Annotated in this window: 19 protein-coding genes; 6 read left to right on the plus strand and 13 right to left on the minus strand. The window is 68.8% G+C overall.

All coding sequences use genetic code 11. The annotated features are described in order from the left end of the window. Positions 1 to 33 precede the first annotated feature (33 nt). From ACWDNY_RS18595 to ACWDNY_RS18615, 5 genes are all read left to right on the plus strand, one after another. Positions 34 to 1,653 (plus strand): recombinase family protein, encoded by a 1,620-nt coding sequence (locus ACWDNY_RS18595; RefSeq protein ID WP_451646841.1) that lies wholly within the window; start codon positions 34 to 36, stop codon positions 1,651 to 1,653. Between the two features lie 118 nt (positions 1,654 to 1,771). Continuing rightward, positions 1,772 to 2,155 carry a helix-turn-helix domain-containing protein gene (locus tag ACWDNY_RS18600; RefSeq protein ID WP_451646842.1) on the plus strand — a complete coding sequence of 128 codons (384 nt, stop codon included), beginning with the start codon at positions 1,772 to 1,774 and terminating at the stop codon, positions 2,153 to 2,155. Between the two features lie 72 nt (positions 2,156 to 2,227). Beyond that, on the plus strand, positions 2,228 to 2,698 hold the full coding sequence (locus ACWDNY_RS18605) for a hypothetical protein (protein ID WP_451646843.1): 471 nt from the start codon (positions 2,228 to 2,230) through the stop codon (positions 2,696 to 2,698). Between the two features lie 123 nt (positions 2,699 to 2,821). Beyond that, a complete protein-coding gene (locus tag ACWDNY_RS18610) occupies positions 2,822 to 4,255 on the plus strand; it encodes a tetratricopeptide repeat protein (RefSeq protein ID WP_451646859.1) in 1,434 nt (477 codons plus the stop codon). Next, a complete protein-coding gene (locus ACWDNY_RS18615) occupies positions 4,252 to 4,824 on the plus strand; it encodes a hypothetical protein (protein ID WP_451646844.1) in 573 nt (190 codons plus the stop codon). The genes ACWDNY_RS18610 and ACWDNY_RS18615 overlap by 4 nt, the downstream gene beginning before the upstream one ends. 93 nt (positions 4,825 to 4,917) lie before the next feature. Here ACWDNY_RS18615 and ACWDNY_RS18620 read toward each other — a convergent pair whose 3' ends face one another. The 13 genes from ACWDNY_RS18620 to ACWDNY_RS18680 form a co-directional block, all read right to left on the minus strand. After that, positions 4,918 to 5,085: a hypothetical protein gene (locus ACWDNY_RS18620; RefSeq protein WP_451646845.1), complete on the minus strand. Its 168-nt coding sequence runs from the start codon at positions 5,083 to 5,085 to the stop codon at positions 4,918 to 4,920. Further along, positions 5,073 to 5,558 (minus strand): replication initiator, encoded by a 486-nt coding sequence (locus ACWDNY_RS18625; RefSeq protein WP_451646846.1) that lies wholly within the window; start codon positions 5,556 to 5,558, stop codon positions 5,073 to 5,075. The genes ACWDNY_RS18620 and ACWDNY_RS18625 overlap by 13 nt, the downstream gene beginning before the upstream one ends. Before the next feature lies 1 nt (position 5,559). Further along, a protein-coding gene (locus ACWDNY_RS18630; protein WP_451646860.1) for an IS5 family transposase occupies positions 5,560 to 6,359 on the minus strand; the annotation gives its coding sequence in 2 pieces (ribosomal slippage) (positions 5,560 to 6,021 and positions 6,024 to 6,359; 798 coding nt in all). A 408-nt stretch (positions 6,360 to 6,767) separates the two neighbouring features. Next, on the minus strand, positions 6,768 to 8,747 hold the full coding sequence (locus ACWDNY_RS18635; protein WP_451646847.1) for a TIGR03960 family B12-binding radical SAM protein: 1,980 nt from the start codon (positions 8,745 to 8,747) through the stop codon (positions 6,768 to 6,770). 151 nt (positions 8,748 to 8,898) lie between these two features. After that, positions 8,899 to 10,098: a rod shape-determining protein RodA gene (gene rodA / locus ACWDNY_RS18640; RefSeq protein WP_451646848.1), complete on the minus strand. Its 1,200-nt coding sequence runs from the start codon at positions 10,096 to 10,098 to the stop codon at positions 8,899 to 8,901. After that, positions 10,095 to 12,341: a penicillin-binding protein 2 gene (gene mrdA / locus ACWDNY_RS18645; protein ID WP_451646849.1), complete on the minus strand. Its 2,247-nt coding sequence runs from the start codon at positions 12,339 to 12,341 to the stop codon at positions 10,095 to 10,097. The genes rodA and mrdA overlap by 4 nt, the downstream gene beginning before the upstream one ends. 164 nt (positions 12,342 to 12,505) lie before the next feature. Then, the gene (gene mreD / locus ACWDNY_RS18650; protein WP_451646850.1) at positions 12,506 to 13,186 is read right to left on the minus strand and encodes a rod shape-determining protein MreD; all 681 of its coding nucleotides are present in this window, start codon (positions 13,184 to 13,186) and stop codon (positions 12,506 to 12,508) included. 14 nt (positions 13,187 to 13,200) lie between these two features. Beyond that, a complete protein-coding gene (gene mreC / locus ACWDNY_RS18655) occupies positions 13,201 to 14,238 on the minus strand; it encodes a rod shape-determining protein MreC (RefSeq protein ID WP_451646851.1) in 1,038 nt (345 codons plus the stop codon). A 269-nt stretch (positions 14,239 to 14,507) separates the two neighbouring features. Beyond that, positions 14,508 to 15,527 carry a rod shape-determining protein gene (locus tag ACWDNY_RS18660; RefSeq protein WP_361498878.1) on the minus strand — a complete coding sequence of 340 codons (1,020 nt, stop codon included), beginning with the start codon at positions 15,525 to 15,527 and terminating at the stop codon, positions 14,508 to 14,510. 315 nt (positions 15,528 to 15,842) lie between these two features. Continuing rightward, a complete protein-coding gene (ndk, locus tag ACWDNY_RS18665; protein WP_451646852.1) occupies positions 15,843 to 16,256 on the minus strand; it encodes a nucleoside-diphosphate kinase in 414 nt (137 codons plus the stop codon). 67 nt (positions 16,257 to 16,323) lie between these two features. Further along, positions 16,324 to 16,680, minus strand: a complete 357-nt coding sequence (locus ACWDNY_RS18670; RefSeq protein WP_451646853.1) for a DUF4233 domain-containing protein — start codon at positions 16,678 to 16,680, stop codon at positions 16,324 to 16,326. Positions 16,681 to 16,687: 7 nt separating this feature from the next. Continuing rightward, positions 16,688 to 18,205 carry a bifunctional tetrahydrofolate synthase/dihydrofolate synthase gene (folC, locus tag ACWDNY_RS18675; protein ID WP_451646854.1) on the minus strand — a complete coding sequence of 506 codons (1,518 nt, stop codon included), beginning with the start codon at positions 18,203 to 18,205 and terminating at the stop codon, positions 16,688 to 16,690. 217 nt (positions 18,206 to 18,422) lie between these two features. After that, entirely contained in the window at positions 18,423 to 21,074 is a 2,652-nt protein-coding gene (locus tag ACWDNY_RS18680) for a valine--tRNA ligase (RefSeq protein WP_451646855.1), read from the minus strand. A 136-nt stretch (positions 21,075 to 21,210) separates the two neighbouring features. On the opposite strand from ACWDNY_RS18680, the gene ACWDNY_RS18685 reads away from it, so the two are divergent. Continuing rightward, positions 21,211 to 22,146, plus strand: coding sequence for a hypothetical protein (locus tag ACWDNY_RS18685; RefSeq protein WP_451646856.1), 936 nt, complete (start codon positions 21,211 to 21,213; stop codon positions 22,144 to 22,146). Positions 22,147 to 22,228 lie beyond the last annotated feature (82 nt).

Raw genomic sequence — 22,228 nt, forward strand, 5'->3', positions numbered from 1 at the left:
ACCAACGGTCCTATAACCGCTACCGTGCTGGTCATGGGGAAGCGAACGAGGACGCGAGCGGCAACTGACCGCGCTCAATACGCAGTTGAGGCCGAGTGGACCAAGGCCGACTTAGCCCTCTTGGAGGAGCTGAAGAGGGCGGAGGCGCTCTTACCTGACGACGCCCCGCGGGCCCTGTTGTCCGTGCGGCTGTCCGTCCTCACCGATGACACGACCTCACCGGTTCGTCAGGAACTCGACCTGCGCAAGCTGGCCCTGGACCGCGGCTGTCGAGTCGTCGGCGTGGCCAGCGATCTGAACGTGTCGGCCACGAAGGTTCCACCGTGGAAGCGCAAGCAGCTCGGGGACTGGCTCAACAACCGGGCACCAGAGTTCGACGAGATCCTCTTCTGGAAGCTGGATCGCTTCGTGCGGCGACTCACCGACCTCAGCACCATGATCGACTGGTGTCTGAAGTACGGGAAGAACCTCGTCTCCAAGAACGACTCGATCGACCTGACCACCACGGCAGGGAAGATCATGGTCACGATCATCGGTGGCATTGCTGAGATCGAGGCGGCCAACACGAGCACACGCGTAGCGAGCCTCTGGGACTACACGAAGACTCAGGGTGACTGGCTTGTAGGCAAGCCCGCGTACGGATACGAGACGGCGGAGAACGAGGACGGCAGGGTCGTACTCGCCATCAACGAGGACGCACACCGAGCACTGCACTGGTGCCGCAATGCCGTCTTGCGGGCCGAACCCGCGTCCGCCCGACGCATGGCGAAGGTCCTCGTACGCGCCGGCCTCTGTGGACCGGGGCTGACAGCATCGACGCTGCTTCGCCGTCTCAGGAACCCTGCGCTCATGGGGTACCGCGTAGAAGAGGACAAGAACGGGGGCGTACGCCGCTCGAAGATCGTCCTTGGCGGCAACGCCCAGCCCATCCGCGTGGCCGACCCGATCTTCACCGAGGAAGAGTTCAAGAGCCTTCAGGACGTCTTGGACAGCCGAGGGAAGAACCAGCCAACACGGCACCCCGGTGGCGCGACGAAGTTCCTCGGCGTGCTGATCTGCCATGACTGCGGCTCGAACATGACAGTGCAGCAGAACCGAGTCAATGGACGATCGTATTCGTACCTGCGGTGCGGCAAGTGCAAGGCCGGGGGTCACGGCGCCCCTAACCCCGATGAGATCTACAGCAAGCTCGTGGACGACGTCCTGAGGGTTCTGGGTGACGAGCCGGTCATGACACGCGAGTACCGGCAGGGTGCCGAGGCTCGCAAGGAGCTACAGCGCCTCGAACAGTCCATCAGCTACTACATGACTGGGCTGGAGCCCGAAGGCCGCTTCACGAAAACGCGGTTCACCAAGGAGCAGGCTGAGAAGACGATGGACGACCTCATCAAGCAGCTGGAGGCCATCGACCCGGAATCGACGAAGGACCGGTGGGTCGCCGTGCACAACGGCAAGACGTTCCGGTCCCGATGGCAGGAGGGCGGCATGGAGGCCATGGCCGCCGATTTGCTCCGGGTCGGCGTCAAGTGCGTGATCACGCGGACCAAGGTTAAGGGAGTACGAGCACCGCACATCCGCATGAAAATCGTGATCCCCAAAGACGTGCGGAAGCGGCTGATACTCAAGGAAGACGACTTCGCAGAGGCCTTCTGAGAGATCGTTCACGGACTCCCTCAAGGCCCCATGGTCTGGGCTGGTTGGCCTAGTGTCTCGTGATTCCGTCAGCGTTACTTGATCTTGTGTGGCAGGGTCTTTTGGTATGGAGCTCTCCGTGGAACAGGCCGCTGAGTTGCGGGAGTTGGTGAACAGCAGGGATGTCCCTGCGGCTATAGCCACGCGGGGCCGGATCGTGCTGTGGTCGGCCGAGGGACGTCGACGCAAGGACATTGCCGAGCTGCTCGGGGTGTCGCTGCCGACCGTGGACCGCTGGAAGGCCCGCTATGCCGAGCAGGGCCTGGGCGGGCTGGAAGGGGAGCGTCCCGGTGGCGCACGGGAACAGGTGCCGGCCAGGGTGCGGTCCCGGGTAATTGCGCTGACGCGTATGACGCCACCGGACGGCACGGGGCTTTCGCACTGGTCCACCCGGGAGTTGGCGAAGTACCTGGAGCGGACCGAGAACGTCACCGTGTCCTGGCACTACGTCGCGCGCGTCTGACGGGAAGAGCACCTGAAGCCGCACCGATCCGGCACCTTCAAGATTTCCAAAGACCCCGCGTTCGCGGAGAAGGTGGCCGATGTGATCGGCTTGTATCTGGCATCGCCGGGCGGCGCAGTGGTCCTCTCGATTGATGAGAAGACGCAGATCCAGGCGCTGGACCGGACCCAGCCGGTACTGCCGGTCGCCTTCGCGGCGAGCGAGAAGCGCACCGCCGACTACGTCCGGCACGGCACCACGAACCTGTTCGCCGCCCTGAACGTGAGCACCGGCGAAGTGCTCGGCGAGTGCAAGCCGACCCGGAACGGCAAGGACTTCCGGCTCCTCGTGGCTGAACCAGATCGAGATCTGGTTCGGAATCCTGACCCGGCAGTCCATCCGTCGTGGCACGTTCTCCAGCGTCCACGTCCTGATCAAACAGATCCGCGACTACATCGACTCCTGGAACACGACGGCGAAACCGTTCACCTGGACCGCGACCGCCGGCGAGGTCCTCGCGAAGGTCCGACTCGTCGCGACCAACGTGAAGAAACTTGTCAATAACAACTCGAACTGACACGAACAGGATCACGAGACACTAGTTCGCGAGTCACTAGCACGGAGACAGGTGACTTCTGTAGTCGTCATACGGCACGATGGGAGTCAGGGGGTGAGCGCGTGAGCGAGATGCCGGACGATGTACGGAACGCCAAGCAGGCGTTAGCGAAGGCGGCAGTCACGTTCGGCCCTGATCATCGTCAAACGACCCGAGCTCTGGACAGACTTGCGCGCCTCCTTGCTGCCGCTGGCCGCCACGACGAAGCCATTGAGAGCTGGCAGCAACTCATCAATGTATTCGAGCGCACCGCCGGCCCGGACGACCCCGACACTCTCACCGCCCGCAACAACCTCGCGCGCGCCCTCACCACAACCGGCCGCCACCTCGAAGCCGTCGCCCACTGGGAGCAGGTCACCGCCGGATTCGAGCGCACCGCCGGCCCGGACAACCCCAACACTCTCACCGCCCGCAACAACCTCGCGCGCGCCCTCACCACAACCGGCCGCCACCTCGAAGCCCTCCACCTGTGCGAGCGACTGCTGGCCGACAGCGAACGACTGCACGGCCCGGACGACCGCCGCACCCTCACCGCCCGCAACAAGCTCGCCGACTCCTACAGCGACGCCGGACGTACGCAGGAAGCCCTCGACCTGCGCGAGCGGGCACTGGCCGACAGCGAACGACTGCACGGCCCGGACGACCGCCGCACCCTCACCGCCCGCAACAAGCTCGCCGACTCCTACAGCGACGCCGGACGTACGCAGGAAGCCCTCGACCTGCGCGAGCGGGCACTGGCCGACAGCGAACGACTGCACGGCCCGGACGACCGCCGCACCCTCACCGCCCGCAACAAGCTCGCGCGCGCCCTGAATGTCATCGGCCGCCACGACGAAGCCCTCGACATCTTGCTGCGAATCGTCGTTGTACAGGGACGCTCTGTTGAGCCCGTTCTCACCGACGCCTTGGGCCAGGCGCTCGGATACGTGGCGCAAATCCGCGATCGACTCAAACATCAACCTGCCTTGGACAGTCCCGCCACGTGCTACCGCCTTCTAGAGGCCATGAGCGCCCACGTCGCTGCAGGTCGCACCATTGAGGCCATGATCGTGCTCGAAGGGCTTCGGCAGATGGCCGGAGGCGCCAACTCGTCCTATACGGAAGCCCTCTCTGAGCTCACCTTGCGTGAGACCGCCGTCACAGGGGCGCCCGAGCCGTGCGCCGCCCTTGAGAGCCCGGACATGTCCTTTCGGGATGAGGATTTGTCAGCTTCGGAAGCGGCTCGCGATGTCCCATCGCTCGATGATCTCTTCGCTTCCCACGCAACGCAGGTGGCAAGGATTATCGGCAACGCTTCGTACGAGCTTGAAGACACTGACCTAGGTACCTCGGGTCAGTTTCGCTCTTTGAACCTGGGTGAGGCGCGACGCCTCACTCGCGAGGCGCGGGAGGCCGTCAACTCCGATCTGATTGCACTGTTTCTAAAGCTTGGACCGCCTCCGGAAGCGGCTGGTAGAGATCACTACCAACCCGTCAACAGTGGCGGTGGGGGGACCCGAGAGTGACGATGGACGACGCAGGATCTCTACCCATCCCGCAACACCAGCAACCTGAGTTGATCGAGAACCTCCTAGCGGCGGAGGCGCATCGGCTTGCTGCGCAGTGGGCCGAAGCGCCTCCGGAAGTCTTTCGGGCGGCTCTCGCGACGGCGAAGGCTGAGCGGGCTCTACGTTCAGAGGAGACTGTGCTGCGTCTTCGTTTGAACTACGAGCTGGAGAAGGAGCGCATTCGAGCGCAGAAGGATGAGGGCGAGCGGCAGGCGCGCGCGGAGCGCGAGGCAGCGGAACGGGATGCCGCTGCACACGTTGAGCAACTGAGCCATCGTCGGCACGTCGTCAACATCACTGTCGGCGCAGTGATTTCTATCGCTCTCCTGGCTACGGGTATCGCGGTCGTTGACTCAGCTCCTTGGCTGTCCGTCATCTTGTGCGGCCCAAGTTTGCTCGCGCTCGCGAAGGTCTTTGTGCTTCATCGGAGTGACCCCGATGACATGAGGCTCTTGGCGCGAGCCGCAAACAACTCATCGAATACTGCCGGTCAGGCGCAGCCGCCGCAGCCACCTCCCACGACGTGACTACCGGAGTCAAAGCGGCTCCCACGCCACCGTGCAGAGCTGCGTGTCTGAGCATCGGGCAATGCCACGGATCTGAGTTGACACCAGCTCGTTTCACTCGAACCACACCGCAGGGTCGAACTGCTCTTCCGTGCCGTCATCGTCAATGATCACGATCTCGCTCTCGATCAGGCTCATGGTCTTGTCGTCGGAAGGCCGAAGCAGCGACGAGCACCGAGGCTGCCGAGGTTCACATTCGGTTCGACGGGTTATCGGCACCATTCCTCCTCCTGCCTCGCCTCTAGGCCGAGCCGTCGGGACTCTGCAAGGTCGTCCGCGATCCCGGCCGCGATGAGGGCAGCACCAGGGGTGTGACCGGAGCCGATGTAGCGCCAGTGCCGCTCCGTGATCGCCTCGGGCAGGTTGGCGTGGCCCACGTGGTCGGCGCGTTCGGCACGAAGTGCTGCGTAGGTGGTGGAGTAGGCGCGGGATTTGGTGAGGATGTGCCCCCGGTAACCGAGCGTGTGGGTCCAGGCCCTCAAGCGGAGAGGCCGATATTCGGGTAGGCCGCCCAGGCGCCAGCAGGTGCGCATGAGGGTGCGGACGTGTTCGCTCACGGGTGCCGATTCGATGTCGTCGCTGGCAGTGGGCGGATGGTCGGTACCGACGCCTGTCTCGCTCGCGCCTTTGGTGACGTACTTGGCTACGTACGCGGCGACCGCGTCATCGTCGGGGCCGTCGGTATTACAGGTCATCTCAATTGGTGAGTCTGCGGTAGCAGATGAGGGTGCAGGCGATGCTGGTGAAGGCCAGGAAGTGGCTGGCTTTGCGTTCGTAGCGGCGATGCAGACGTCGGCATCCGGCGAGCCAGGCCATGGTGCGTTCGATGGTCCAGCGGTGCCGGCCGAGCCGCTGACTGGAGTCCGTGCCCTTGCGTGCGATTCGGGGCGTGATACCACGGCCGCGTAACCATCGCCGCAGGTGGTTGTAGTCGTAGCCCTTGTCGCCGTGGAGCTTGTCCGGCTTGCGTCGCCGTCGGCCGCGGCGCGAGCGGACGGGCGGGATGCCCCGCACGAGCGGGATGAGGGCCTGGCTGTCATGGACGTTGGCGCCCGAGACGCCGACGGAAATGGGCAGACCGGTCCGCTCGGTGATCAAGTGGATCTTCGAGCCGTACTTGCCCCGGTCCACAGGATTCGGGCCTGTCAGTTCCCCCTTTTCAGGGCCCGCATGTTCACCGAGTCGATCGCGCACCTGGACCAATCCAGCCCGCCACGGGAACCGAGCTCGTCGAGGACCAGGCGGTGCAACTTCGCCCACACCCTGGCCTTCGACCATTCCGTGAACCGCCGGTGAGCAGTCGCTCCCGACGGCCCGAACGAGGCGGACGGCAGCTGCTGCCACGTGCAGCCCGACGTCGCCACGAACACGATCGCGGCCAGCACCTCCCGGTCACCGTGCCGGCGCCGACCTCCACCCTGCGGACGCGTCGGCGCCTCGGGCACCACCCGCTGGAACAACTCCCACAGCTCATCCGGCACCAGCCGCTCAACAATCCCCACACACGCAGACTATCGAACGCACCAAATGAGATGGCCTGTTAGCTTGAGCCCCGTCCCATGCAGCCCGCAGTACCCGCTCGGACTCTTACTGCCCAAGATTCTGCTGTTGGTAGCTGTCAAGCCTGGTAGAAGTCTTACTCCCCTTCATCTGCTCATGGGACGGGGCATCCAACGGCACGTGCGGTCGTAGGAGTCGCCTCGTGGGCGCCGATTCCTCAGACCCACTCCACCTCGGAGACGATTCGCGAGGCGCTCCTTGGGCTCGGCAGCGGAGTCGGGGAGGACGCCAACGGCGCCGACGGGCGAGGGACCGAAGCGCCGGCCGCAGCCAACGCCGCAGCCACCTCCTCCTCGCTCACCCCCGCCAGCACCTCAACCACCCGATCGAGTGCCTCGCTCACCTCAGTGCGCGTGACCACTCGAAGCCGGCGTCGGACCCGCGTTCTTGACCGTCAGAGGCAGCAACTTCTTGCCGGTCGGGCCGATTTGTATGGCCGTATCCATCTGCGGGCAGACACCGCAGTCGAAGCACGGCGTCCAGCGGCAGTCCTCGACCTCCGTCTCGTCGAGGGCGTCCTGCCAGTCCTCCCAGAGCCAGTCCTTGTCGAGGCCCGAGTCGAGGTGGTCCCAGGGCAGGACCTCCTCGTAGCCGCGCTCGCGGGTGGTGTACCAGTCGACGTCCACCCCGTAGGGGGCCAGCGCCTTGGCCGCGCAGGCCATCCAGCGGTCGTAGGAGAAGTGCTCGCGCCAGCCGTCGAAGCGGCCGCCGTCCTCGTACACCGCGCGGATGACGGCGCCGATGCGGCGGTCGCCCCGGGAGAGCAGGCCCTCGACGATGCCCGGCTTGCCGTCGTGGTAGCGGAAGCCGATCGAGCGGCCGTACTTCTTGTCACCGCGGATCTTGTCGCGCAGCTTCTCCAGGCGGGCGTCGGTCTCCTCCGCGGAGAGCTGCGGCGCCCACTGGAACGGGGTGTGCGGCTTGGGGACGAAGCCGCCGATCGAGACCGTGCAGCGGATGTCGTTCGAGCCGGAGACCTCGCGGCCCTTCTTGATGACGCGCGTGGCCATGTCGGCGATCTGAAGGACGTCCTCGTCGGTCTCCGTCGGCAGGCCGCACATGAAGTACAGCTTCACCTGGCGCCAGCCGTTGCCGTAGGCCGTCGCGACGGTCCTGATCAGGTCGTCCTCGGAGACCATCTTGTTGATGACCTTGCGGATGCGCTCGGAGCCGCCCTCGGGGGCGAAGGTGAGGCCGGAGCGGCGGCCGTTGCGCGTCAGCTCGTTCGCCAGGTCGATGTTGAAGGCGTCCACGCGGGTCGACGGGAGCGAGAGGCCGATCTTGTCGTCCTCGTAGCGGTCGGCCAGGCCCTGGGCGATGTCGCCGATCTCCGAGTGGTCCGCCGAGGACAGGGAGAGGAGGCCGACCTCCTCGAAGCCGGTCGCCTTCAGGCCCTTGTCGACCATGTCGCCGATGCCGGTGATGGACCGCTCGCGGACCGGACGGGTGATCATGCCCGCCTGGCAGAAGCGGCAGCCGCGGGTGCAGCCGCGGAAGATCTCCACCGACATGCGCTCGTGCACCGTCTCGGCCAGCGGGACCAGCGGCTGCTTGGGGTAGGGCCACTCGTCGAGGTCCATCACGGTGTGCTTGGACACGCGCCACGGGACGCCCGACCTGTTGGGCACGACGCGGCCGATGCGGCCGTCGGGGAGGTACTCCACGTCGTAGAACGCCGGGACGTACACCCCGCCGGTCCTCGCCAGGCGGAACAGCAGCTCCTGGCGGCCGCCGGGGCGGCCCTCGGCCTTCCAGGCGCGGATGATCCCGGTGACCTCCAGCACCGCCTGCTCGCCGTCGCCGATGATCGCGCAGTCGATGAAGTCGGCGATCGGCTCGGGGTTGAAGGCCGCGTGGCCGCCGGCCATGACGATCGGGTCGTCGGCGGTGCGGTCCCTGGACTCGAGCGGGATGCCCGCCAGGTCGAGGGCCGTGAGCATGTTGGTGTAGCCGAGCTCCGTGGAGAAGCTGAGGCCGAACACGTCGAAGGCGCGGACCGGGCGGTGGCTGTCCACCGTGAACTGCGGGACGTCGTGCTCCCGCATGAGCGCCTCGAGGTCGGGCCACACGCTGTAGGTCCGCTCCGCGAGGACGCCCTCCCGCTCGTTGAGGACCTCGTAGAGGATCATGACGCCCTGGTTGGGCAGGCCGACCTCGTAGGCGTCGGGGTACATCAGCGCCCAGCGGACGTCGCAGGAGTCCCACTCCTTGACCGTGGAGTTGAGCTCTCCGCCGACGTACTGGATCGGCTTCTGCACGTGCGGCAGCAGTGCTTCGAGCTGCGGAAACACAGACTCAACAGTCTCGGCGGCTTCGGCAGGCATCTCGCGGACCTTTGTGAGCTGACAGGGGGTGACCATCAAGCCTAACCCGGTCGGGGCACTGCCCCGCACGCTCCGGACGGCCGACTGCCGCCGGACCGACTCCACGGTCCGTCGGTGCGGACGGCCGCCGGACACCCGGCGGCCGCCGGGCTCACGCCGACATGGGCCGCTGCACCCGGATCGACTGCAGCAGCCCCACCGCCACCCAGACGGCGAACATCGACGAGCCGCCGTAGGACACGAAGGGCAGCGGCAGGCCGGTGACCGGCATGATGCCGAGGGTCATGCCGATGTTCTCGAACGCCTGGAAGGCGAACCAGGCGACGATTCCGGCGGCGACGATCGTGCCGTACAGCTCGGTCGTCTCGCGGGCGATGCGGCAGGCGCGCCACAGGATGACGCCGAGCAGGACGATGATCAGCCCGGCGCCGAGAAAGCCGAGCTCTTCGCCCGCGACCGTGAAGACGAAGTCGGTCTGCTGCTCGGGCACGAACTGGCCCGTGGTCTGCGAGCCGTGGAAGAGTCCGGCGCCCGTCAGGCCGCCGGAGCCGATGGCGATGCGGGCCTGGTTGGTGTTGTAGCCGACGCCGGCCGGGTCGAGGTCGGGGTTGGCGAAGGCGGCGAAGCGGTTGATCTGGTACTCGTCGAGGATGTGCAGCTGCCATACGGCGATCGCGCCGATCGCGCCGGCCGAGAGAAGGCCGAAGACCCAGCGGTTGGAGGCGCCGGAGGCGAGCAGGACGCCGAGGATGATGATCACCATGACCATGACCGAGCCGAGGTCGGGCATGAGCAGGACGATCATGATGGGGACGGCGGCCAGGCCCAGGGACTGCAGGACCGTGCGGTGGTCGGGGTACTTCTTGTCGCCGGCGTCGACCCGGGCCGCGAGCAGCATGGCCATGCCCAGGATGATCGTGATCTTCACGAACTCGGAGGGCTGGAGCGAGAATCCGCCGCCGAAGACGATCCAGGAGTGGGCGCCGTTGACCGTGGAGCCGAGCGGGGTGAGCACCAGCAGGACGCCGAGGACGGACAGGCCGTAGAGGACCGGCACGGCGTTGCGCAGGGCGCGGTGGCCGAGCCAGACCGTGCCGACCATGAGGGCCAGTCCGATGCCGGTGTTCATCCAGTGCCGGATGAGGAAGTAGTACGGGTCACCCTGGTTGATCTCGGTGCGGTTGCGGGTCGCCGAGAAGACGAGGGCGGAGCCGATCGCGGAGAGCGCGAGCGCGGCGAGCAGTATCGGCCAGTCGAGCCTGCGGGCCATCCCGTCGCGGGCGAAGACCCGGGTCCAGCGGGCGCGCTCGGGCCCGTATCCGGAGACGGAGAAGGTGTTGGCGCCGGTCATGCGAGCTTCCTCCGGCTTCCCCGCCTGCGCGGTCGTCTGCGGGTGTTGCGGTTGGGGGCATCCGGTGAGGCGGTGGTCGCCGCGGGCTGTCCGTCGTCCGGGGCGGTGTCGTCCTTCTCGGCGGCCCTCTGGTCCTCGGCCGGGTCCTTGGAGATCTTCGGGGCGGTGATCGAGCCGTCGGCCTGGATCTTCGGCAGGGTCTTCTGCGGGGTGGGCAGCAGCGCCTTGTGGTTGTCGATCGAGCCGTCGGCCTGGACGCCGTAGAGGGCGCTGTAGATGTTGCGCACGGCCTCACCGGAGGCGCCGGAGCCCGTACCGGCCTGGGCGATCGTCATGACGACCGCGTAGTCCTTGGTGTAGGTGGCGAGCCAGGAGGTGGTCTGCTTGCCGTAGACCTCGGCGGTACCGGTCTTGGCGTGCAGTGCGATCTTGTCCTGGGGCCAGCCGGAGAACTTCCAGGCGGCGGTACCGCGGATGGCGACGCCGGCGAGGGCGGCGTCCATCATGTTGCGGGTGGCCTTGGTGATCGGCAGTTTGCCGTGGGACCTGGGCTTGATCTCGGTGACGTGCTTGCCGTCGGCGCTGACGACGGCCTTGCCGATGGTCGGGGTGTAGAGGGTGCCGCCGTTGGAGATCCCCGCGTAGATGTCGGCCATCTGGATCGGGGTCACGAGGGTGTCGCCCTGGCCGATGGAGTAGTTGATCTCGTCACCGGCGCGCATCTTGTTGCCCTCGAGGCAGTTCTCGTAGGCGATCTTCTCGACGTAGCTGCCGTCCTTCTTGCCGCTCTTGCACCAGGCGTCCTTGTTGGCCTGCCAGTAGTCGGCCTTCCACTGGCGGTCGGGGACGCGGCCGGTGACCTCGTTGGGCAGGTCGATGCCCGTCTCGGCACCGAGCCCGAACTGGTGGGCGGTTTTGAAGAAGTAGTCCTTGGGCTTCTTCTTGGGGTTGAGGCCGCCGTCCTTCTTCCACTCGTTGTGGGCGAGGCCGTAGAAGACGGTGTCGCAGGAGACCTCCAGCGCCCGGCCGAGCGAGATGGGACCGAAGCTCTCCCCCTCGAAGTTCTTGAAGACCTGGCCGCCGACGGAGTACGAACTCGTGCACGGGTAGCCGCCGTTGAACTCGTATCCGGCCTGCACGGCGGCGGCCGTCGAGATCACCTTGAACGTCGAGCCGGGCGCGGACTGGCCCTGGATGGCGCGGTTCAGCAACGGGTAGTCGGAGTTCTTGCCGGTGAGCTTCTTGTAGTCCTTGGCGGAGATGCCGCCGACCCAGACGTTCGGGTCGTAGGTCGGGGCGGACGCCATGGCGACGACCCGGCCGGTCTTGGCCTCCAACACGACGACGGCGCCGGAGTCGGCCTTGTAGTTGGTGCCGGTGATCTTGTCGAACTGCTGGCGGGCGACCTTCATCGCCCGGTCGAGCTCGTACTCGGCGACCCGCTGGACGCGGGCGTCGATGCTGGTGACCAGGTGGGAGCCGGCCTGGGCGGGGTCCGACTCGGCCCTGCCGATGACGCGGCCGAGGTTGTCGACCTCGTAGCGGGTGACGCCCGCCTTGCCGCGCAGCTCCTTGTCGTACTGGCGCTCGAGGCCGGAGCGGCCGACCATGTCGGAGCGCAGGAAGGGGGAGTCGGTGTCCTTGGCCTGCTGGATCTCGTCGTCGGTGACCGGGGAGAGGTAGCCGAGGACCTGGCCGGTGTTGGCCTTGCCGGGGCTCGGGTAGCGGCGCACGGCCTCGGGCTCGGCGGTGATGCCGGGGAAGTCCTCGGCGCGCTCGCGGATCTGCAGGGCCTGCTTCGCGGTGGCCTCGTCGGTGATGGGGATCGGCTGGTAGGGCGAGCCGTTCCAGCAGGGCTGCGGGGTCTCGGCGTCGCACAGCCGGACCTTCTGCGTGACCTCGGCCGGGTCCATGCCGAGGACGCCGGCGAGCTTGGTGAGGACCGCCTTGCCGTCGTCGTGCTGCTTCAGCAGGTCGGTGCGGGAGGCGGACACCACGAGGCGGGCCTCGTTGTCGGCGAGCGGGACTCCCCGCGCGTCCAGGATGGAGCCGCGCACGGCGGGCTGCACGACCTGCTGGACGTGGTTGCCGGAGGCTTCCTTCTGGTACTCCGCGCCGTTGCGGATCTGCAGGTACCACAGCCGGCCGCCGAGGGTGCCGAGCAGGGACAGGACGAGGATCTGGATGACGACGAGCCGGGTCTGGACCCGGGGGGTCCGTCCGGTCTCCGGGATGTTGGTCATGGGCGGGGCCCATTCTCCGCGGGGGCGGTGGCGGGAGACGGGTGGGCGTGAGGCACGGCCTCCCCCTTCTCAGCGTGTGGACGAGTCGTGTGGGTGCGCGTGGGCCGCGTGCGGGTCGTGTACGCCGGGCCCGTGGGGCCCGGCGGCGGCCGGCTCCGCTGTCGTCACAGTCGCTTGACCCCCTTGATGCGGCCCGCGCGGGCCGTGCGGGCCCGGGCCGCCTTCACCTTCAGGCCGCCGAGCCCGCCGCGCCGGCCGTCGACGCGCAGGCCCGTGCCGGACGAGAGCCAGCGGGAGGAGATGTCGGCCGCCTTCGTCGCGGAGCCGGCCTCGGCGAGCGGGTCGTTCTCCGCCTTCCGGCCCAGGGCCATGATCGCGGGGACGACGAACGGCGCGAGCAGCAGGTCGTAGAGCACGGCCGTGGCCAGCAGGCCGACCAGGCCGACGTGGCGGGCGGCGGTGTCGCCGACGAGGGCGCCGACGCCGGCGTACAGCAGCGTGGAGCCGATCGCCGCGGCGACGACGACGGCCATGGGGCCCAGGGCCGACTTGACCTGGCCGTTGTCCGGCTTGACGAGCCCGGCGAGGTAGCCGACGACGCACAGCACCAGGGCGTAGCGGCCGGCGGCGTGGTCGGCGGGCGGAGCGAGGTCCGCGAGCAGGCCCGCGCCGAAGCCGACGAGGGCTCCGCCGACGTGGCCGTAGACCATGGCCAGGCCGAGCACCGTCAGCAGCAGCAGGTCGGGGACCGCGCCGGGCAGGTGCAGGCGGGCCAGAACGCTGACCTGGATCACCAGGGCGACGACGACCAGCGCGGTGGACAGCAGGATCCGGTTGACACGCATGGGACTTCGAGCTCCTACTGCTGCTGGTCGTCGGTGGCCGGACCGTCGGTCGCCTGGTCGTCGGTGGCCGGACCGTCGGTCGCCTGCTCGTCGGTGGCCTCGCCGTCCGTCGGGCTGCCGTCGGCGGACTGGTCCTCGGTGGTCGCGCCGGGGGTGACCGTCACGGTCACGGTCGGCGTCGGGGTCGGCTTGGGCTTCTTCGGCAGGACGGCGTCCCGGGGGTCCTTCTTCGGGGCCTGGACGACGACACCGACGACGTCGAGCTTGGTGAAGCCGACGTACGGGGTGACGTAGACGGTCCGCGTCAGGTCGCCGCCGGCGGGGTCGACGCGGGAGACGACACCGACCGGCACGCCCGGCACGAACGGCGCGTCGGCCTGCGAGCCGAAGGTGACCAGCCGGTCGCCCTTCCTCACCTCCGCCTTGCCGTTGAGGAGTTGCACGCGGAGCGGGCGGTCGCCCTGGCCGGTGGCGAAGCCGAGCTCGTCGGTGCCCTCCATACGGGTGCCGACGGTGAAGTCGGGGTCGTTGGCGAGCAGCACGGTGGAGGAGCCGGGGGCGACCGTGGTGACGCGGCCGACCAGGCCGTCGCCGTTGAGGACGGTCATGTCCCGCCGGATGCCGTCGTCGGAGCCGACGTCGATGGTGATGGTCCAGGAGAAGCCCTGCGCCGACCCTATGGCGATGACCTGGGCGCCCTTGATGCCGTACTGGCCCTCGCCGGCCACCTTCAGCATCCTGTCGAGTTGCTGGAGCCGGCTGCTGTTGCGGGCGTCGCTGCCGAGTCTGGCCTTGAGGGCCGCGTTCTCCTTCTCCAGCGCGGCGAGCCGGTCGTGGCGGTCGCCGGAGGCGCGGACGGCGCTGACCGCGTTGCCGACCGGGTCGACCGCGGCCGACACCCCGTTCTCGATCGGGCCGAAGACGGTGGCGGCGGCGCGCCGGGCACCGTCCGCCGGGGAGTTCTGCCCTCCGCGGATGTCCACCGTGATCAGTGCGAACGCGATGGCGATCAGCAGCACCAGGAGCAGCCGGCTCTCTCGTGTGTCCCTCACGTGCGGCGGCCGTGCCTTCCTCGTCGGAATTGGTCTGGGAGCGCGTCGCGGGCCCGGATGCCCGCGGGTCGAGGTCGTGCGGTGTTCGGGTGGTGCGGGGTGGTGCGGTGTCCGGCCCGTGCGGTGTCCCGGCGGTGCGCCGCGGCGACGTGTGTGCGGCGGTGCGGTGCCGGGGCCTCGCGCGGCCCGTGGGGCAGCCTATGCGTCGATATCAACGATCCGCCGTACGAGAGGAGATCGTCTCGTACGGCGGAATCGATGACCGCACGTCATCGGCGCGGCTGGGCGTCCAGGACCTGCTGGAGTGCCTCGAACTCCTCGACGCACTTGCCGGAGCCGAGCGCCACGCTGTCCAGCGGGTCCTCGGCGATGTGGATCGGCATGCCGGTCTCGCGGCGCAGCCGCTCGTCCAGGCCGCGCAGCAGCGCGCCGCCGCCGGTCAGGACGATGCCCCGGTCCATGATGTCGCCGGACAGCTCGGGCGGGCACTTGTCGAGGGTCGTCTTGACGGCGTCCACGATCGCGTTGACCGGCTCCTCGATCGCCTTGCGGACCTCGGCGGCCGAGATGACGACGGTCTTCGGCAGTCCGGAGACGAGGTCCCGGCCGCGGATTTCGGTGTGCTCGTCGGTGTCGAGTTCGTATGCCGAACCGATCGTGATCTTGATCTGCTCGGCCGTCCGCTCACCCAGCAGGAGCGAGTACTCCTTCTTGACGTGCTGGATGATCGCGTTGTCCAGCTCGTCGCCGGCGACCCGGATGGACTGCGCGGTGACGATGCCGCCGAGCGAGATGACCGCGACCTCCGTGGTGCCGCCGCCGATGTCCACCACCATGTTGCCCGTGGCCTCGTGGACCGGCAGGCCGGAGCCGATGGCGGCCGCCATGGGCTCCTCGATGATGTGCACCTGGCGTGCGCCGGCCTGGGACGACGCCTCGATGACGGCGCGGCGCTCGACGCCGGTGATGCCGGAGGGTACGCAGACGACGACGCGCGGACGCGCCAGATACCGCCGCTTGTGGATCTTCAGGATGAAGTAGCGGAGCATCCGCTCGGTGATCTCGAAGTCCGCGATGACGCCGTCCTTCAGCGGGCGGACGGCGACGATGTTGCCGGGCGTGCGCCCGATCATCTTCTTGGCTTCGGCGCCGACGGCGAGGATGCCACCGGTGTTCGTGTTGATCGCGACGACGGACGGTTCGTTGAGTACGATCCCGCGACCCCTGACGTACACCAGCGTGTTGGCGGTCCCGAGGTCGACAGCCATGTCACGGCCGATGAACGACATTGAGTTCCCCATCAGAATTCGTCTGGCCTACCCGCAAGCTTTTGAGGGCTTTTCAGGTCGGCGAGGTGGGTGCTGTGACGTGAAGGCTTCCATCGTAGACGCGCCTGCACGAACACTGCGCGAGGGTCTCCGCCATTGTCGGCATGTGGCGTGCCGCCTCGCTTGTGGAGACGGTCCATCGGGGGCATTCGTTCCCCCGATCGGCACGCGTACGCCGATGGGCGGTCGGACGGACTCGGCCGCCCCAGGTCAGGCGCCCCGGCGGACTGACGGGGCGTCAGGACAGGCTGTCGCCGGGGCGGCGCCGGCGGGGACTCAGGCCCGGCCGGGGAAGAAGATCTTTAGCTCACGCTCGGCGGACTCCTCCGAGTCGGAGGCGTGGATCAGGTTCTCCCGGACGATCACGCCGTAGTCGCCGCGGATGGACCCGGGGGCGGCGGCGATCGGGTCGGTGGGGCCGGCCAGGGCGCGCACCCCCTCGATCACCCGCTCGCCCTCGACGACCAACGCCACGACCGGGCCGGAGGACATGAACTCCACCAGCGGCTCGTAGAAGGGCTTGCCCTTGTGCTCGCCGTAGTGCTGCTCCAGGGTCTCCTGGTCCAGGGTGCGCAGTTCCAGCGCGGTGATCTGCCAGCCGGCCTTGCGCTCGATACGGCTGATGATCTCGCCGGTCAGCCCGCGCCGAACGGCGTCGGGCTTGAGCAGGACGAGGGTGCGCTGGGTCACGGGAGGGCTCCTTTTTCCTCACGGGGTGTGCGGTGGCACGAGGTTACAGGGCACTTCCCCGCCGCTGTCACACAGCGTCAGCCTCACCGGAGCCGGCCTGGGCGGCGAAGCGGGCCTTGGCCTCGTCGACCTTTCTGCCGTAGTGCACCGAGGCCCACCACAGCGCTCCGAAGACCGCCCCCAGGAAGAACATCGTGGGCACCACGAAACCGGACCCGATCAGCGCGATCTGCAGGGCCCAGCCGAGGGCCACGCCGGCGCGGCGGGTCACCATGCCGCACAGCAGCACGCACAGCAGCATGGCGATGCCGCTGACCGTCCACACCGTGCTCGTGGACAGGGCGGGGTCCTTCATCGCGACCAGCGCGGCGAAGGCGATGACGAAGAACTCGCCGATCAGCGTCGAGGAACAGAGCGTACGCACGGCAGAGTCAGCCCTTCCCGAGGAGCAGTCGGGCCTCGCCGACGGTGATGACGGATCCGGTGACGAGGACGCCCCCGCCCGCGAACTCCCCCTCCTCCTCGGCGAGCGTGATGGCGGCCTCCAGCGCGTCGGGCAGCCGCGGCTCGACCTGGACGCGCTCGTCGCCGAAGACCTCGACGGCGATCGCGGCCAGCTCGTCGGCGTCCATCGCACGGTGGCTGGAGTTCTGGGTGACGACGACCTCGGCGAAGATCGGTTCGAAGGCCTCCAGCAGGCCGCGCACGTCCTTGTCGTCGCTGACGCCGACGACGCCGATCAGGCGGCTGAAGTCGAACGCCTCCCCGATCGCCTCGGCCGCGGCCCGCGCGCCCGCCGGGTTGTGCGCGGCGTCCAGGACGACGGTGGGCGAGCGGCGCACCACCTCCAGCCGGCCCGGCGAGGCGACGGAGGCGAACGCCTTGCGGACGGTGTCGATGTCCAGCGGCTCGGCGCGCTGGGCGCCGACTCCGAAGAAGGCCTCGACGGCGGCGAGCGCGACGGCGGCGTTGTGCGCCTGGTGGGCGCCGTGCAGCGGGAGGTAGACCTCGGTGTACTCGCCGCCGAGGCCGCGCAGGGTCAGCAGCTGTCCGCCGACGGCGACCTGACGCGAGACGACGCCGAACTCCAGCCCCTCCCGGGCCACGGTGGCGTCGGCCTCCACGGCCCTCTTCAGCAGGACCTGCGCCGCGTCCACGGGCTGCTGGGCCATGATCACCGTGGCGCCCTGCTTGACGATGCCGGCCTTCTCGCCCGCGATCTCGCCGGGTGTGGACCCCAGGCGATCGGTGTGGTCCAGGTCGATGGGGGTCACGACGGCCACGCCGGCGTCGATGACGTTGGTGGCGTCCCAGCTGCCGCCCATGCCGACCTCGACGACCGCGACGTCCACGGGGGCGTCGGCGAAGGCGGCGTAGGCCATGCCGGTCAGCACCTCGAAGAAGGACAGCCGGTACTCCTGCGCGGCGTCGACCATCTCCACGTACGCCTTGATGTCCTGGTACGTCTCGACGAACCGCTCGGCGGAGATCGGGGCGCCGTCCAGGCTGATCCGCTCGGTGATCGACTGGACGTGCGGCGAGGTGTACCGGCCGGTGCGCAGCTCGAACGCGCCGAGCAGCGCCTCGATCATGCGGGCGGTGGAGGTCTTGCCGTTGGTGCCGGTGATGTGGAGGGAGGGGTACGCGCGCTGCGGCTCGCCCAGGACGTCCATCAGCGCCGAGATGCGGCTGACGGACGGCTCCAGCTTGGTCTCGCCCCAGCGGGTGGCCAGCTCGCCCTCGACCTCACGCAGGGCCTTGTCGACCTCGGGGTCCTCCGGTCGCGCCGGCGCCTCGGCCTGCGGCGAGCCGCCCTGCGTGCGCAGGGTGCGGCTGCCGGCCTCGATGACCGCCAGATCGGGGTCGCGGTCGGTCTCCGTCGCGGTGATCTCGTCGAAGGAGTCGAGGGGGTCGGGCTGCTGGTCGTCGTGCCGGGGGAGGTCGCTCACAACAGCCAGTCTACGTACCCGGGACGGGGTCATCCGTACCGCCCGGCCCGGCACGCCCACCCGGCGGCCCACTCCGGACGGCCCGGGGCGCGGACAGGCCCCGGCGGCGGCCTGCCAGGCGCACGGACGGCGCCCCCGGGAGGCAGGCGGGGCCCCCGGGGCCGGGAGCGGCTCCGGGGCCTCGTCTGCCGTCGTGTGCGCGGTCAGGCGGTGTCGCTCACGCCTGCGGCAGGCGGCCGAGCTGGGCCGTGATGCGGGTGATGTCCTCCTCCGCCTTGGCGAGGCGGGTGCGGATCTTGTCCACCACCTGGTCCGGCGCCTTGGCCAGGAAGGCCTCGTTGCCGAGCTTGGCCGTGGCCTGCGCCTTCTCCTTCTCCGCCGCCGCCAGGTCCTTCGCGAGCCGCTTGCGCTCCGCCGCCACGTCGATCGCGCCGGACAGGTCAAGCGCCACCTCGACGCCCGCGACCGGCAGGGTCGCCGTCGCGGTGAAGGAGTCGCCCTCCGGCTGCAGCCGCAGCAGCTGGCGGATGGCCGCCTCGTGCGGCGCCAGCGCCGTGCCGGCGAGGGTCAGCCGCGCCGGCACCCGCTGGCCCGGCTGCAGGCCCTGGTCGGCACGGAAGCGGCGGACCTCCGTGACGAGCGACTGCAGCGTCTCGATCTCCCGCTCGGCGCCGGCGTCGCGGAAACCGCCCGGGGTGTCGGCCCCGGGGACGGAGACGGCCGTCGGCCACTCGGCGACGACGAGCGACTCACCGCCCGTGAGGGTGGTCCACAGCGTCTCCGTGACGAACGGGACCACCGGGTGCAGCAGCTTCAGGGTGACGTCGAGGACCTCGCCCAGGACCCGCTTGCTGACCTCGGCCGCCTCACCGCCCGCCTGGAACGTCGTCTTGGACAGCTCGACGTACCAGTCGAAGACCTCGTCCCACGCGAAGTGGAACAGCGCGTCGGACAGCTTGGCGAACTGGAAGTCGTCGTAGTAGGCGTCGACTTCGGCGACGACCGAGTTCAGCCGGGAGAGGATCCAGCGGTCCGTCGCCGACATGCTCGCGGCGTCCGGCAGCGGCCCCTGGACCGTCGCGCCGTTCATCAGCGCGAAGCGGGTCGCGTTCCAGATCTTGTTGGCGAAGTTGCGCGAGCCCTGGACCCAGTCCTCGCCGATCGGGACGTCGACGCCGGGGTTGGCGCCGCGCGCCAGGGTGAACCGCAGCGCGTCGGAGCCGTACTTGTCCATCCAGTCCAGCGGGTTGACCGCGTTGCCGAAGGACTTCGACATCTTCTTGCCGAACTGGTCGCGGACCATGCCGTGCAGGGCGATGGTGTGGAACGGCGGGGTGCCGTCCATCGCGTACAGGCCGAACATCATCATCCGGGCGACCCAGAAGAACAGGATGTCGTAGCCGGTGACCAGGACGGAGTTCGGGTAGAACTTCGCGAGGCTCTCGGTCTGCTCCGGCCAGCCCAACGTGGAGAACGGCCACAGGCCGGAGGAGAACCAGGTGTCCAGGACGTCGGAGTCCTGGCGCCAGCCCTCGCCGGCCGGGGGCTCCTCGTCGGGGCCGACGCAGACGACCTCGCCGTTCGGCCCGTACCAGACGGGAATTCGGTGGCCCCACCACAACTGCCGCGAGATGCACCAGTCGTGGAGGTTGTCGACCCAGTCGAAGTAGCGCTTCTCCATCTCCTGCGGATGGATCCTGACCTTGCCCTCGCGGACCGCGTCACCGGCGGCCCGGGCGAGCGGGCCGACCTTGACCCACCACTGCATGGACAGGCGCGGCTCGATGGTGGTCTTGCAGCGCGAGCAGTGGCCGACGGAGTGGGTGTACGGCCGCTTCTCGGCGACGATCCGGCCCTCGGCGCGCAGCGCGGCGACGATCGCGGAGCGGGCCTCGAAGCGGTCCAGGCCCTGGAAGGGGCCGTGCGCCGTGATCACGGCGTGCTCGTCCAGGACGGTGACGGACGGCAGGTCGTGACGCTGGCCGATCTCGAAGTCGTTCGGGTCGTGCGCCGGGGTGACCTTGACGGCACCGGTGCCGAACTCCGGGTCGACGTGCTCGTCCGCGACGACCGGGATGGAACGGTCGGTCAGCGGCAGCTTGATGAGCTTGCCGACCAGGTGCCGGTACCGCTCGTCCTCAGGGTGGACGGCCACGGCCGTGTCACCGAGCATGGTCTCGGCGCGGGTGGTGGCGACGACGATGGTCTCGTCCCCGTCGCCGTACCTCATGGAGACGAGCTCGCCGTCGTCGTCCTGGTACTCCACCTCGATGTCCGAGATGGCGGTCAGACACCGCGGGCACCAGTTGATGATGCGCTCGGCGCGGTAGATCAGCTCGTCGTCGTAGAGCCGTTTGAAGATGGTCTGGACGGCCTGGGAGAGGCCCTCGTCCATGGTGAAGCGCTCGCGCGACCAGGCGACGCCGTCGCCGAGGCGGCGCATCTGGCCGCTGATCTGGCCGCCGGACTCGGACTTCCACCGCCAGACGCGCTCGACGAACGCTTCACGGCCCAGGTCGTGCCGGGACTTGCCCTCCTTGGCCAGCTCCCGCTCGACGACGTTCTGCGTGGCGATGCCGGCGTGGTCCATGCCGGGCTGCCACAGCGTCTCGTAGCCCTGCATGCGCTTGCGGCGCGTGAGGGCGTCGATGAGGGTGTGCTCGAAGGCGTGGCCCAGGTGGAGCGAGCCGGTGACGTTCGGCGGCGGGATGACCACCGTGTAGGGCGGCTTGTCGCTCTTCTCGTCCGCCTCGAAGTAACCGCGCTCCACCCAGCGCTCGTACAGCGGCCCCTCTACGTCGGCCGGCGCGTACTGGGTCGGCAGTTCGATGGGGGGCGCTGGTGGCTGCTGCTGAGCGTTCTCGGTCACGGGCTCAGTTTAGAGGTGTCACCGCCCCGTCCCGAAACGCGTTTGTTGTGTAACGGTGCGCACCCCGGTGGTCTGCGCGGCCGGTGCCTGGGCCAGGATGTCAGGTACGGATAAGCATCTGGAGGGGAACCCAGGAATGAGTCACAACCAGCCGGGCCCGTACGGCGGGCAGCCCCAGCAGCCGGGGCAGCCCGGCCCGTACGGTCAGCCGGGTCCCTACGGCCAGCCGCCGCAGGCTCCCCAGCCCGGCTACGGCTACCCCCAGCAGGCCCCGCCCGCCCCGCCGCAGCCCGGCTACGGCTACCCACAGCAGCCGCAGGGCGTCCCGCCCCAGCCGAACCCCTACGGCCAGCAGCCCTACGGCGTCCCGCAGCCGCCGGCCCCGGGAGGCGGCGGGAAGAAGACGGGCCTGATCATCGGCGCGGTGGCGGTCGTGGCGGCGATCGCGGTGGGCGCGTACTTCGTGATCGGCGGGGGCGCCGGCTCGGACGTCGCGGACGACGGCCCGCACAAGCTGACGACGCCGGCGACGGTCCTCGCCGGCCAGTACAAGAAGGCGAACGACGTCGACAGCGGCGGCTTCGACGAGAGCGACGTCAAGGACGCCGAGAAGCACGGCGTCAAGAACGCCAAGGACGTGCACGCCGGATACCAGAGCGGCGACAAGAACAACCCGCTGGCCATGAAGATGGTCAACTTCATGGGCGTGTACGGCGAGATCGACGACCCGGAGGCCGTGGTCGACGCGATGTTCGCCGAGACGAACAAGAACGCAGCCAAGGACGACGAGGGCGAGATGGTCGGCAGCCCGAAGGCGTTCGAGCCGGCCGGACTCGACGGCGCGGTCCTCAAGTGCCAGGAGATGATGGTCAAGGGCGACTCGTCGGACGGCGGCTCCTCCACGGGCCCGAGCGAGATCCACATGCCCGTGTGCATCTGGGGCGACCACAGCACGCTCGGCGTCATCCTGAACGTGGACCTGGCCGACGCGATGGCCGGCAAGAGCCCCGACCTGAAGGCCGCGGCCGACCTGACCGCCAAGTTCCGCAAGGACGTCCGCGTCAAGGCCTGACGCCCGCCCCCCCGAACGGACGAAGGGCCCCGGTCGACCGGGGCCCGGCGTCCCTTGGGGGGGCGGGTTGAGTTAGGTAGTG

The sequence above is a fragment of the Streptomyces sp. NPDC003697 genome (assembly GCF_053587115.1).